The organism is Aquimarina sp. Aq107 (assembly GCF_943733665.1).
GTDB lineage: Bacteria > Bacteroidota > Bacteroidia > Flavobacteriales > Flavobacteriaceae > Aquimarina.
Window position 1 is genome coordinate 3,265,957 of the sequence record NZ_OX030782.1, and the last position, 14,298, is coordinate 3,280,254.

12 protein-coding genes are annotated in these 14,298 nt (G+C 31.7%); 1 reads left to right on the forward strand and 11 read right to left on the reverse strand.

What is annotated here, in order from left to right; all coding sequences use genetic code 11:
• Nucleotides 1-109 precede the first annotated feature (109 nt).
• The 6 genes from NMK29_RS14020 to NMK29_RS14045 form a co-directional block, all read right to left on the reverse strand.
• Nucleotides 110-1,621: an AraC family transcriptional regulator gene (locus NMK29_RS14020; protein ID WP_108803621.1), complete on the reverse strand. Its 1,512-nt coding sequence runs from the start codon at nucleotides 1,619-1,621 to the stop codon at nucleotides 110-112.
• A gap of 227 nt (nucleotides 1,622-1,848) precedes the next feature.
• Nucleotides 1,849-2,622: a nucleoside triphosphate pyrophosphohydrolase gene (gene mazG / locus NMK29_RS14025; protein ID WP_108803620.1), complete on the reverse strand. Its 774-nt coding sequence runs from the start codon at nucleotides 2,620-2,622 to the stop codon at nucleotides 1,849-1,851.
• Between the two features lie 318 nt (nucleotides 2,623-2,940).
• Nucleotides 2,941-3,885, reverse strand: coding sequence for a nitronate monooxygenase family protein (locus NMK29_RS14030; protein ID WP_108803619.1), 945 nt, complete (start codon nucleotides 3,883-3,885; stop codon nucleotides 2,941-2,943).
• Nucleotides 3,885-5,504 (reverse strand): S8 family serine peptidase, encoded by a 1,620-nt coding sequence (locus tag NMK29_RS14035; RefSeq protein WP_108803618.1) that lies wholly within the window; start codon nucleotides 5,502-5,504, stop codon nucleotides 3,885-3,887. The genes NMK29_RS14030 and NMK29_RS14035 overlap by 1 nt, the downstream gene beginning before the upstream one ends.
• A 28-nt stretch (nucleotides 5,505-5,532) precedes the next feature.
• Nucleotides 5,533-6,720 (reverse strand): tRNA 2-thiouridine(34) synthase MnmA, encoded by a 1,188-nt coding sequence (gene mnmA, locus NMK29_RS14040; RefSeq protein WP_108803617.1) that lies wholly within the window; start codon nucleotides 6,718-6,720, stop codon nucleotides 5,533-5,535.
• Nucleotides 6,721-6,863: 143 nt separating this feature from the next.
• The gene (locus NMK29_RS14045; RefSeq protein WP_108803616.1) at nucleotides 6,864-7,550 is read right to left on the reverse strand and encodes a toxin-antitoxin system YwqK family antitoxin; all 687 of its coding nucleotides are present in this window, start codon (nucleotides 7,548-7,550) and stop codon (nucleotides 6,864-6,866) included.
• A 255-nt stretch (nucleotides 7,551-7,805) separates the two neighbouring features.
• Between NMK29_RS14045 and NMK29_RS14050 the strand changes: the two genes are divergently transcribed.
• Nucleotides 7,806-8,798, forward strand: a complete 993-nt coding sequence (locus NMK29_RS14050; RefSeq protein WP_108803615.1) for a fasciclin domain-containing protein — start codon at nucleotides 7,806-7,808, stop codon at nucleotides 8,796-8,798.
• Between the two features lie 78 nt (nucleotides 8,799-8,876).
• On the opposite strand, the gene yidC is transcribed toward NMK29_RS14050, so the two are convergent.
• From yidC to ruvX, 5 genes are all read right to left on the reverse strand, one after another.
• On the reverse strand, nucleotides 8,877-10,760 hold the full coding sequence (yidC, locus tag NMK29_RS14055; RefSeq protein ID WP_108803614.1) for a membrane protein insertase YidC: 1,884 nt from the start codon (nucleotides 10,758-10,760) through the stop codon (nucleotides 8,877-8,879).
• Between the two features lie 100 nt (nucleotides 10,761-10,860).
• Entirely contained in the window at nucleotides 10,861-12,495 is a 1,635-nt protein-coding gene (locus tag NMK29_RS14060) for a CTP synthase (protein ID WP_108803613.1), read from the reverse strand.
• Nucleotides 12,496-12,700: 205 nt separating this feature from the next.
• On the reverse strand, nucleotides 12,701-13,120 hold the full coding sequence (locus tag NMK29_RS14065; protein ID WP_027392226.1) for a DUF5606 domain-containing protein: 420 nt from the start codon (nucleotides 13,118-13,120) through the stop codon (nucleotides 12,701-12,703).
• Between the two features lie 103 nt (nucleotides 13,121-13,223).
• Nucleotides 13,224-13,814 carry a peptide deformylase gene (gene def / locus NMK29_RS14070; protein ID WP_027392227.1) on the reverse strand — a complete coding sequence of 197 codons (591 nt, stop codon included), beginning with the start codon at nucleotides 13,812-13,814 and terminating at the stop codon, nucleotides 13,224-13,226.
• Nucleotides 13,815-13,859: 45 nt separating this feature from the next.
• Nucleotides 13,860-14,270, reverse strand: coding sequence for a Holliday junction resolvase RuvX (gene ruvX, locus NMK29_RS14075; RefSeq protein ID WP_108803612.1), 411 nt, complete (start codon nucleotides 14,268-14,270; stop codon nucleotides 13,860-13,862).
• Between the last annotated feature and the right edge of the window lie 28 nt (nucleotides 14,271-14,298).

Sequence of the window (14,298 nt, forward strand, 5' to 3'; positions counted from 1 at the left end):
TATTCAAAGGGAGTAATATGATTGTATTTCTTGAAGGATTTATTAAACATAACTTTATTATTAAAACCAATCTCAATAAAAGAAATAGTTATGTCTCTTTAATTCTATATTAGGCAACGAGAGATTTAACATACTCAGAAGGAGTAATATTATTGTATTTCTTGAAGGATTTATTAAATGTAACTTTATTATTAAAACCTACTTCATAAGCGATATCAATAATATTAAATTTTTTATGCTTTTCACCTTTTAAAAGCTCTTTTGCTTCTTCGATTCTATATTTATTAATTAACTCAAAAAAGTTTAAATTAAAATGTTCATTTATTATCTGAGAAGTATTATGCCTCGTTGTGTCCATTAACTCTGAGAGCCCTTGAAGGGTTATATTATTTTGTTTATAGATTTTTTCTTCGTTTAATAAATACAGTAATTTTTCTTTTAATTCTGCAGATAAGCTTTCCGTAAGTCCAGATTTTACATACTTAGTAACAGGTAATTTATTTTGTGGCTTAGTCTTGATCACCTTTAGGCTTCCGAAAATACTAGGTTGAACAAAAGCAGTATAACTTACATACAATACTAATAACGCCATTAATCCAACCTGCATATTGAATAGAAAACCACTGTAAATTTTAGAAATAATTAAAAATGCATAAATACTATATGTGACTATATATACAGAACAAAAAATTACAATATTTCTTTGCCAAACAGATTCAAAACGTAAAACTGATCTCTTGTTTCTAATTGACTTAATATAAATTTTTAAAACCAATCCGCCATAAATCATAAGTGACATCAATTTCACAATAGTGATTAAAGCACCATGCGGAACGGTACCATTTAACATCATTTTTAATTTTTCTTCTGCTGATAAAAAATATACTGGCAACAACAAGAATACAATTAATAATACAGTAGGAACTAAATGTAAAAGATCTATAGTTTTAAAAACATATTTATTAATAACTCTTTTAAAATAAAAATAAATTAAAGGACCATATAAAAATGAAAAAGAAGTAGATATGTACAAACTATGTGAAAAATAATATTGATAATTTGTCAATAGCGCGCAGATATGTAGAATAAAAAAGGAATGTAGTAATACAAAAAAACTCATTAAAAGATTCGCCACTTTGTCCGAACGCTTTCTAAGATTTAGAACTATCGCAACAAAAAAACCAATGAAACCGACATACAAACAAAAAATCGACCACAAATCAACTTTTTTGAGATACTTATTTGCTAATAGCTGATAAGGTTCAGAGTCACTTATATTATTAAAGAAACTATGACCTGCAAAAGAAATATCCAAACTTGCTTTCACATACCTATCAATATATTGTACGGCAAGCTCCGGTTCTCTCATTTCGGAATAGGTAAAAGCCAACTTCTGAAATACTGATAAAGAATCCGCTTGTTTTTCTTCTAATGCATTAAGATATCTATCAATTACAGATTGATATTGCTCTTTAGTATCATACCTATCTTGAGTGTAGGACAAAGTATTCTCCTTATCTATTATTCCATTGCTACCAAAACCATATATGGTTGAAGAAATGGAAAATAAAACAAAGATACCTAGTAAAGATATTTTTATATATTTTTTTGAGTTAGCCACACAATTATTACTAAATAATTATTGATTCTAATTTACGACAACTTTTTCTTAATTTTTTCACAATAGAGCGTCTCCCGATAATATCTTACTAAAAAACTCAATAAAATCAACAGTTTTGAAACTAAAATTTATTTTAAAAAAATATGGTATTACCGTAAATAACTTACAAAATATCAATAAAATTATAATTTTTATTATCCGAAAAATGGAAAAAAAGCATCATTATATTATATTTTTTTCGCTTCTTCCCAAAACACATCCATTTCGGCAAGTGTCATGTCCTGTAAACTCTTACTTTTTTCTTTTGCTTTTTTTTCCAAATACTGAAACCGTTTTATAAACTTTTTATTGGTTCGTTCTAACGCGTCCTCTGGATTAATATTTAAGAAACGAGCATAATTGATCATCGAGAATAATACATCGCCAAACTCAGACTCTATCTTATCAGCATCTTGTTTTTCAATTTCGTCTTGAAGTTCTCCTAATTCTTCCTCTAGTTTTTCGAAAACCTGTTGTGGCTCTTCCCAATCGAAACCAACTCCTGCAACCTTATCCTGTATACGACTTGCTTTGACTAAAGCAGGTAAAGACTTAGGAACACCTTCCAAAACACTATTCTTACCTTCTTTAAGTTTTAAATTCTCCCAATTTCGTTTTACATCTTCTTCATCAGTTACTTCTACATCACCATAAATATGAGGATGACGACTAATTAATTTTTCACATATTTCATTGGCTACATCTGCAATATCAAAATCTTTAGTTTCACTTCCTATTTTAGCATAAAAAACTATATGTAATAGTAAATCTCCAAGCTCTTTTTTAACCTCATTTAAATTATTATCTAATATCGCATCACCTAGTTCATAAGTTTCTTCAATAGTAAGATGCCTAAGTGACTGTAATGTCTGTTTTTTATCCCATGGACATTGCTCTCGCAATTCATCCATTATAGTAAGCAACCTATCAAAAGCTTTTAATTGATTTTCCCTAGAGTTCATTGTATAGTTTTATTTCAAAAATAAGGATAATATCATGCTCCTTATAATTTAAGAATAAAAGTAATTTTTTATAAAAAAACTATAGATTTGAAGTTCTCTTAACAGTAATACAATTTATATGCACTCTATTAAAATTCTTTTTGCTTGTATATACGCTGACGGACATTTTAATCCGATGACTCAATTAGCAGTGCATCTAAAAAAAAGCGTGATGTAAGATGGTATACAGGGAATACTCATGAAAAAATTAAACTCCTATGATACTTAAATATTTGTAAGAAATACATTTTGGATTTAGTATTTTCTAAAACCAAGTAATCAAAGTTGAATTTCACTCATTGTTCTCTGTATTTCTTTAAAATTAGACACTAGATCTTTCACTATTTCATCAACTGGTTTGATATTATTAATCAAGCCTGATACCTGTCCTATTTCAAGTTCTCCTTCTATCAGATCTCCTTCGAACATTCCCTTTTTAGCTCTTGCACGACCCAATAATGTTTTTAACTCTTCTAATGATGTTCCTTTATCATACAATGCCGCAACATCATTATAAAATTTATTTTTCAACATTCTTACAGGAGCTAACTCCTTTAATGTAAGCTGTGTATCACCTTCCTTAGCATCAACCACCATTTGTTTAAAGCTATGATGAGAAGAAGCTTCTTCACTTGCGACAAACCTACTACCAATCTGAACTCCATCAGCTCCCAATGCCATTACAGCAAACATAGAAGAACCTGTGGCAATACCTCCAGCTGCAATTAAAGGAATCCTAATCTTTTCTTTTACCATGGGAATTAATGCCAAGGTAGTTGTCTCATCTCTTCCATTATGACCTCCTGCTTCGAAACCTTCAGCTACAACAGCGTCTACTCCGGCATCTTGTGCTTTCATAGCAAATTTCAAGCTACTTACGACATGTACCACAGTAATACCTTTCTGTTTAAGATAAGAAGTATATGTTTTAGGATTACCTGCAGATGTAAAAACTATCTTAACTTCTTCTTCAATTATAATCTCTATAATTTCTTGAAGATTTGGATATAACATAGGAACATTTACGCCAAAGGGCTTATCCGTTGCTTTTTTACATTTCTGAATATGTTCTCTTAATACATCTGGGTACATAGAACCTGCTCCAATAAGTCCCAAACCTCCAGAATTACTAACTGCACTTGCAAGTTTCCATCCACTTGCCCAAATCATCCCACCTTGAACAATAGGATATTCGATTTTAAAAAGTTCTTTGACCTTATTCATTAGTTTTTAGATATCTTCATTGTATGACGCGAGGTACCAGAAATCAATTCTATTAAATATAAACCGCTTGACAAATCATTTAGCCCAATAGATTTTCCACTTTTCAAACTTTCTGATTTGACTAATTTGCCCTCAGCTGTAAAAATTCTAATTTTAACTGACTCCACAGTTGTAAAATCAAAAAACAATCTATCATTTACAGGATTTGGATATATTCTAAAATCATCTGATAAATTTTCATCAACCGATAAATTTTCCACTATAGTCCTAAAATTTGGAATTCCATACCCTAATTGAGTATTAGGATTGTTATATAATGATGCTGATTCTCTTATTAATTGCATAATTTCTGCATTTGTCATAGATGGAAAAGCCTGCCATAAACAAGTTACTGCTCCTGCTATAATTGGAGCGCTAAAAGAAGTCCCACTTCTACTAGCCACAGAATTATCTGATATTAAAACTGTAGCAGCTAATCCTCTTGCCACTACATCTGGTTTAACTCGATTATCAGCTGTAGGACCTCTTGAACTAAATGATGCATAATTACCTGCTCCATCAACAGCTCCAACAGTAAGCACGCCTTCAGAATCTCCTGGAGCGGTTATAATACCCCAACTACTATTTCCTGAATTACCAGCAGAAGAAACTAATAACATCCCTTTTTCAAAAGCCATATTTGCTCCTCTAGTAATAAAGGTAGTCTTTCCATCCATATCGGATACACTATACTCATAAGCTGGATTACTAAAACCATTAGAATATCCTAAAGAAGTATTAATTACATCTACTCCTAAACTATCAGCTCTTTCAGCTGCTTCTACCCATAATGATTCTTCTTTAGGTCCTTCTGTTACTATATCTTCTGTTATAAATAAATGATATTTGGCATCTGGAGCTGTTCCCACAAATTCTCCATCAATAAAACCTGCAATATCACTAAAAGTTTGTGTTCCATGCGTATTTCCCGAAAAGGAAAACTCATCATCATCTCGTCTTACAAAATCATACCCAGCTAACAATCTACCTTCATCTCTAATACGTTTAAACCCTTCCATGGTATCAACATTAAGAAAACCAGAATCCATAATAGCTATAATCATTCCTGAACCTGTGTAATCTAATTCATGCAAGTAATCAGCATTCAATTGTTGAATTTGTTGAGCAGCACTACCGTAATCAAATGTAGTATTAACTTCAAATTTATTACTCTCTTGAAAAAAATTATCCCTTTTACGAATTATAGGTGTACCTGTATCTAAAGAATTATCAGCATAATCTATCTCAACTACAAAATTCAAATTCAATAAATCATTAATATCAGACTGAGTACCTCTAACAAAAACACAATTAAACCACTTAGACTTAGCAAGTACTGTGATTCCTTCTATACTTTTAACCTTTGATATATATCCCTCATTTACAGGAACATCTTTCTCATCTATTACGACATTATGAAGACTTTTTCTATCAATAGACTCTTGTGTAAGAATAGATAAAGGATTTGCTATACTATTAGCTACATCTTCCTTATCTTTAAAATACACCCAGGCATCTTCAGTCTGCGCAATTCCCCATTGAGTAATACAAAAAAGTAGAAGGATAATTATTTTTCTCATAGCATTGAAGTTTAAAAATCTTTACAATTTACGAAATTACTCCAGACCCAACTAATTCTTCATCAATATACCAAGCAACAAATTGTCCCTCTGTAATTGCACTCTGAGGGTTTTTAAAAACAATATACATACCTGAATCTACTTGATATAAAGTTGCCTTATCAAGAGGTTGTCGATATCGTATTCTTGCCATTACATCTAATTCTTGATCTATCTGCAATTTAATATCTGATCGCACCCAGTGTAATTCTTCATTACTAATAAAAAGAGCTCTTCTATATAAACCGGGATGTGCTTTACCTTGTCCAGTATAAATCACATTAGTATTCACATCAGTTTCGATAACAAACAATGGTTCTGGAGTACCTCCTACTGCCAAACCTTTTCGTTGTCCTTTGGTATAATAATGCGCCCCTTGATGTTGCCCAACTACTTTCCCATCAGCGATATTGTATTGATATTTTAAAGAAAGAAACTCTAATTCTTCTTTTTTAGAATTAAAATTCGGAATCGTTCTATTATACATTTCTTCTGTACAAGAAATCTCAATAATATCTCCTTGTTTTGGTTGTAATTTTTGTTGAAGGAATTCTGGGAGTCTTACTTTTCCTATAAAACATAACCCTTGTGAATCTTTCTTATCCGCGGTAATAAGATTTTGTTCTTTTGCAATCTCTCTTACTTCAGGTTTTAGTAATTCACCAACCGGAAAAAGGGTTTTTGATAATTGATCCTGTGATAATTGGCATAAAAAATAAGATTGATCTTTATTAGGATCTTTTCCTGCCAATAGGCGGTGTACCTCTTTTCCTTCTTTTATTATTGTATCTTTTCTACAATAATGTCCTGTTGCAACATAATCCGCACCTAAAGACATTGCTATTTTTAAAAAAACATCAAACTTAATCTCTCGATTACATAGTACATCTGGATTTGGTGTTCTTCCTTTTTCATACTCGTTGAACATATAATCCACGATACGTTCTTTATACTCTTCACTAAGATCAACTGTCTGAAAAGGTATACCCAGTTTTTCTGCTACAAGTAAAGCATCATTACTATCATCTAACCATGGACATTCGTCAGAAATAGTAACAGAATCATCGTGCCAATTTTTCATAAAAAGACCTATCACTTCATATCCTTGTTCCTTTAAAAGATATGCCGCTACACTTGAATCTACTCCTCCTGATAAACCTACAATAACCCTTTTCATTACCAACGCTTTCTTTACTTAATATCTTCAAAAAATGAAGAAATCTTTATTTTAAAAATTATCTGCAAAAATAATAAATAAAAAAAGCAATGCTTATGCATTGCTCTAAGGTTTTATCTATCTATCGATTCTAAAAATTGATACTATGAACCTGTTTTTCCAAGAGGAAATGTTTTCTGTTCTAATAACTTCCCATTTTCATAATAATTCCACACTCCATCTTTACGGTCCCTTTTATAAGTACCCTCTATTTTAACTTTTCCCTTTACATCATAGTATTTAGTAATTCCATGTAATTGGTCATCTACATAAGTAAACTCCTTAATTAAAACTCCTTTCTGGGAATATACTATTCGTTTACCTTGCTTTTTACCGTTAGTATAAATTATTTTTTCGGTTAGCTGACCATTTTCAAAATATGTTTTCTGTTCTCCATCTAATTTTCCAGCTTTATATTCTTCAGTCATCATTATTTCAGAGGATCCTTTATGATAATAAGTCCATACTCCAACTCTTTGCTTACCAAACATTTTTCCTTTACTAATAACCTTTCCTTTAACAGTAAAGTATTTTATTTGCACACTATCACTATCGGAAGAAAAAACTTTAATAGCTGTTGGCATTTTTCCACTATTTGGTTTATAAAACTTAAACTCTCCAACTTCTTTGCCGTGATCGAAAGTTCCTTCATAGCGAAGTTGATCACTATTCTCATATTTCTTTTGCCATTTTCCATGTCTCTTACCATCTGCATCAAAAGAGTTAAACTTCTGAGCATATCCTATAGCGGTTATGTAAGTAAAAACGAAAAACAAAAATCTATTTCGCATGGTTTTATTTCATTTTTAGTAATTTGATAATCCAAAAAACATACCAATATTCATCAAAAATATAATCAAAAGAAAATATTTTATTTTTTTATCTAAAAAAATCCTACAAAAAAAACATTAAAACTTCTAAAAAAACAACTAACTAATCTCAAAACCACACCTTGTTAACTTTTGTTTAACAAATTATTGAAAATATATGAAATAAATACTCCGTTAGCTTATCTGAACAAATTTTAACTTTTAAAACTCAAAAAAATGAAAATTATTTCAAAAATCACCAATGCTATTGTTATAACAGCATTAATTTTAACAGCTTCTTCTTGTGGCGATGATGATGATGGTAATGTTATCATACCCACAGATGATAATATAGTTGCTATCGCAACTGCAGACTCAGATTTATCTTTATTGGTAACAGCTCTTGCTGCTGCAGATGGAGATTTAGTATCTATACTTAATGGCAGTGGACCATTTACCGTTTTGGCTCCAACAAATACAGCTATACAAGCCTTTCTAACCGCGAACAATTATGCAGATATTAGCGCTGTCCCAACAGATGAATTACAACAAATCTTATTAAATCACGTAATTCCTGGAGAAGTTAGTTCCACTACACTTACTAACAATGTAGCTGGTTATACTGAAACTTCTTCAACCGCTGGCCCTAATGGATCAACCATTAGTATGTACTACAATACTACAAATGGTGTTGTTTTTAATGGAGGTGCAACTGTAAGCACACCAGATATTGCAGCATCTAACGGTATAATTCATAAAATAGACGCAGTAATTGGTTTACCTGATGTAACCACTTTTGCTACAGCAGATCCTAATTTCTCAAGATTGGTAGAAGCTTTAACCGCTTATAGTTTTGACTATGTTACTACGTTACAAGGAGATGGTCCTTTTACAGTTTTCGCTCCAAATAACGCTGCTTTTGATGCTTTACTAGATGTTAATACCGACTGGACTGTTCCTGGAGATATTGATGAAACAGTATTAACAGATGCTTTAAATCTTCATGTTGTGCCTAGTACCAATATTAGAGAAACTGATTTAGTAGATGGCAATCTTACAACTTTATCCAAAGAAATTACAGTCGATGCTACGGCTAAAACAATTAGACTTGATGGAAATGATGCTGCTAGTGCAAGTACAATTATTTTTACAGACGTACAGGCTACAAATGGGGTTATCCATGTAATAGACGAAGTTTTGTTAGATTTACCTTCAATAAATCCAAACTAACAAACCAGTAAGTAAGCTTAAAAAAAGTCCCTTTTTCTAATTAGAAAAAGGGACTTTTTTTAAATATTAAAGTTTTTATTACTTTTTACTAGCTTTTTGTTGTTCTGCCTGCTCCATTAATTCTTTCATCTTCTTCTGGAACTTACCTTGCTTTTTAGGCTTTTTCTTGTTCTCTTGAATCTTGGCATGAATTTTATCTTCGTCTATAATCACATTCTTAATAACTAACATAATACCAATAGTAATCAGGTTAGAAATAAAATAGTATAGGGAAAGTCCACTTGCATAATTATTAAAGAAAATCAACATCATCAAAGGCGACAAGTACATAATAAACTTCATATTAGGCATTCCAGGCTGCTGCTGTTGCATCGTTTGCCCAGTAGTCATCATCATATAAATAAATATAGCAATAGAAGCTAATATTGGAAACAAACTAATATGGTCACCATAAAATGGTATTTCGAATGGTAATTTAGCAATTGTATCATAACTTGATAAATCATCGGCCCACAAGAAACTCTTCTGCCTTAAATCAAAGGCACTAGGAAAGAAATTGAACAAAGCATAAAATACAGGAATCTGCATAAGCGCTGGTAGGCATCCACTCATAGGACTCGCGCCAGCCTTACTATACAAAGCCATAGTCTCCTGTTGCTTTTTCATAGCATTATCCTTATACTTCTCATTAATCTCTGTAATCTCAGGCTTTAATATTTTCATTTTCGCTTGAGAAACATACGATTTATATGTTACTGGAGACAATACAATTCTTACCACAATTGTCATTACCACTATAGCTATACCATACGGTAGAAAACCACTTAAAAATCCAAAAAATGGAATAAATATATATCTATTTATCACTCCAAAAATCCCCCATCCTAAAGGCACAATCTCATCTAAGTTACGATCATAAGAACTTAAAATCTTATAATCCGTTGGGCCATAATACCAGTTCATATTATAGCTTAACTCACCTCCCTGAAGTTCTAAAGGCATAGAGGCTGCAAACTCTTTTGTAACTGTAATATCTTTATCATCCAGTTCACTAGAATTAGCAACATTTTTCGAAGCAAATGTTGCTGTTTTAAAAGGAGTATCTGTTAGTAAAACAGAAGTAAAGAAATGTTGTTTAAACCCTACCCAAGTTACTTCTTCTTCGGTATCCTCTGCAAAATCTCCTTGTCCTGTATAATCATCTTTCCCTCCATCATACTCATAAAGAATCTCCGTATATCGATTTTCGTAAGAAGCACTTTTAGCCTGTCTTATAGCCTGTAATTTCCAATCCAAATTTACTACCTGACTTGAATTAAATACCTGTTGTAATCCTTGTGATTTAATTGAAAAATCCAACATATAATTATTAGGCTTTAATTCATAACGGTATTCTAAAAATTTAGAATCAGAAACTTTAAGTTTCATAGATAAAACAGTATTATCCCCATTTTTAGTAACAGTTGGTTCGAAAAACAGATCCTTTGTATTTAAAATTCTATTATCCGTTGTTCCGAAATTAAGATTAAATGAAGCGTTTTTGCCATCTTTAATTAGATATAAAGGAACTGAATCATATGTTTTAAAGTTTTTTAGTAATGCTTCTTGGATATAACCTCCTCGATTATTAATCTTTAAACTTAAAACTTCATTTTCAATTTTAGTAACATTTTCTTTTGCAGAAGGCAAACTAGCAGAATACGCAAATGCACCTAATTGAGATTTCGCAGCAACCACCGCAAGAGAATCTTGTGGATTTGCCACAATTGCTTCACTTTCTTTTACAAAATCTGTCGTCTTATTATCTTCAGTTTTTTCTTGGGCTTCAGCTTGTTCTTGTTCTGCCTTTTGAGCCTCAATTTCTTCTGGAGTAGGTTTATTAACCCAAAACATCCACGCAAAAATTCCAAATATCAGTACAAATCCAATTACTGTATTAAGGTCAAACTTTTTTTCTTCCATTGATATGTGTATAAAAAAACCTCTATCCTTTTAGACTAAAAAGAGGCTTTCTAAAATTATATTACTTTTCTTTTGTCAATTATCTAGCCAGTTAGAGATACTATGCCACTTTGACATCTTTATTGCTATTAGAATATACCACTGCTGCTTTTACAAAAGCTACAAAAAGTGGGTGAGGATTAGCTACTGTACTTTTATATTCTGGATGATACTGCACACCTACAAACCAAGGGTGTTCAGGAATTTCTACAATTTCTACCAAACCTGTTTTAGGATTTACTCCTGTTGTTTTAAGCCCTGCTTTTTCTAATTGTTCTTTATATTGATCATTATATTCATAACGATGACGATGGCGTTCGGTAATAAAAGATGATCCATAGGCTTCAGACACTTTGCTATCTTCAACTAATTCACAATTCCAAGCACCAAGCCTCATAGTTCCACCCATATCTGTGATATTCTTTTGTTCTTCCATCAAACTAATCACTGGATACGCTGTGTTTTCATCTACCTCTACAGAGCACGCGTCTTTTAAACCTAAAACATTACGCGAATACTCTATAACTGCCATTTGCATTCCTAAACAAATACCGAAAAACGGTAATTTGTTTTCTCTTGCATATTGTACTGCTTTTATTTTTCCTTCTATTCCTCTTTCTCCAAAACCTGGAGCAACTAATATACCATCAAGGTGCGCAATTTTAGTCGCTATGGTCTCATCATCGATATATTCAGAATGTATACTTTCTACATTTACTTTTACCTCATTTTCTGCACCAGCATGAATAAAAGCTTCCAAAATAGATTTATAAGAATCTTGTAATTCTACATATTTCCCTATAAGTCCAATGGTAACTTCACATTTTGGATTTTTGTGTCTCTCAAGAAAGTTATTCCATTTATCTAGATTAGGAACATTATCATCTCTTAAAACCAATTGTTTTAATACTACCGAATCTAATCCTTCTTCTAGCATTAAATTAGGAACATCATAAATTGTAGAAGCATCAATGGATTGGATAACAGCTTCTTCTTTTACATTACAAAAGAGAGCTAATTTCTTACGTAGATCTTCAGATAATTCGTGTTCAGTTCTACACACCAATATATCAGCTTTTATACCACTTTCCATTAATGTTTTAACACTATGCTGAGTAGGCTTAGTTTTTAATTCCCCTGCGGCAGAAAGGTATGGTATTAATGTAAGATGAATGACTAAAGCATTAGTATCTCCTAATTCCCATTTTAACTGCCTAACAGCTTCAATATATGGTAAGGACTCAATATCACCAACTGTTCCACCTATTTCAGTAATTACAATATCATAATCCCCGCTCTTGCCAAGAATCTGAATTCTTTCTTTTATTTCGTTCGTTATATGAGGTACTACCTGAACGGTTTTACCAAGGAATTCTCCTCGACGTTCTTTCTCAATAACACTCTGATATATTCTTCCGGTAGTTACGTTATTTGCCTGAGAAGTTGGTGTATTTAAAAAGCGTTCATAATGTCCTAAATCCAGATCGGTTTCTGCACCATCATCGGTTACATAGCATTCTCCATGTTCATATGGGTTCAATGTTCCAGGATCAACATTGATATACGGATCTAATTTCTGAATTGTAACTCTGTATCCTCTAGCCTGTAGCAATTTTGCCAATGAAGCTGCTATAATCCCTTTTCCTAAAGAAGAAGAAACGCCTCCAGTTACAAAAACATATTTGGTATTAGCCATGTAAACTTAACTATTTGTTCGGTTGTGTTTAAATTTTGCGCAAAAATACAAAGAAGAACCCAAACTAGGTATCGAAAATAAAGCAATATTTCTGCAACTTATCCATAATTCTTTAACAGTGTAAAAAACTGATAATGAATTATTAAAACTCTAAAACAAAAAACCCATCTAAATGAGATGGGTTTTTTGTTTATCTAAAAACTTTTTATTCTTCTTCATCAGAAGTTACTTCTTCTGGCTCTTCAAAATCAGTAATTCCTTTAGCTTGTAAAATATTATACCACTGTATCACTTTTTTCATATCACTTACATATACTCTGTCTTCATCATAATCAGGTAATACTTCGCTAAAATAAGCTTCTAACTTATTCTTAGACTCTTTGTGACTAATTGCTTTTTCTCCATTCTCTTTTTCCTGGATTCTTTTAAAAATTTCTCTTAAAGGAACTTCTTCTGTAAAAGTATAGATTGCAATTTCACTAAGAATACTAACGTTATTTTGAATACTAACAGAAAGTTTTTTTCCATCCGCTAATGATTCAGCCACAAAACCACTTCTGGTCTGCGCCTTTAATTCATATAAACCTGGTTTTCCAGAAATTGATAATATTTTGTCTAAGCTCATAAATTTATCTTCAAAGTTGGCAAATATCAGTAGTTCATTTTTAAAAATCAAACATTAACCAACATAAATTGTATTGTAATTCTATGTAAATTCTAAAAATCGATTAACGTCCTTTTTTAGCTAAAGGGAACTTCATTCTATAATCAGCACTAATCTTTCCTTTAGATATATTAGTAAGTTTTCCTTTAATTAAACGTTTTTTAAGACTTGATAATTTATCTGTGAACAAAACTCCTTCAATATGATCATACTCATGCTGGATCACTCTAGCAGCTAGACCACTATATGTTTCTGTATGTTGCACAAAATTTTCATCTAAATAATTAATCTTGATCGTTTCTTTTCTAAAGACATCTTCTCTAACCTCTGGAATGCTTAAACATCCTTCTGTAAAAGCCCATTCATCTCCAGTTTCTTCTATAATTTCAGCATTTATAAAAACTTTTTTGAACCCTGTTAATGTTTTTCTCTCTTCTTCAGAAAGTTCTTCATCATCCGCAAAAGGTTCTGCATCTACTAAAAATAAACGTATTGGAAGTCCAATTTGCGGAGCCGCAAGACCTACTCCATGAGCATTGTACATCGTTTCGAACATGTTTTCAAGCAATTCCGAAAACTTAGGATAATCCTTAGAAATCTCCTTTGCTTTTTTCTTTAATACTGGATCGCCGTACGCTACAATGGGTAAAATCATATTATTAATATTCTCTGTTTTTATTCTCTATTTTTAAATTTACCTCTACAAATTATAAAGGTAATCCTGAAGGATGATAGTTGCACTAATTTGATCTACCAATGCCTTATCTCTTCGTTTCTTTTTGGATATTCCGCTTGCGATCATTGTATCAAAAGCCATTTTAGAAGTAAATCGCTCATCTATTCTTTTCACAGGAATATTAGGTAACATTTTTGACAACTTCTCTAAAAATGGTTGAATCAATTTCTCACTTTCAGAAGGATCTCCGTGCAAACGTTTGGGTTCTCCTACTACAAACAACTCTACACCTTCTGCTGAAACATATTCTTGCAACCAATTCAATAAATCCTTAGTATCTACTGTAGTCAATCCAGAAGCTATAATCTTTGACTCGTCTGTAACAGCAATTCCACATCGCTTTCCTCCATAATCTATTGCTAAAATCCTTGCCATATTATATTTTGTGCAAAAGTATGACATT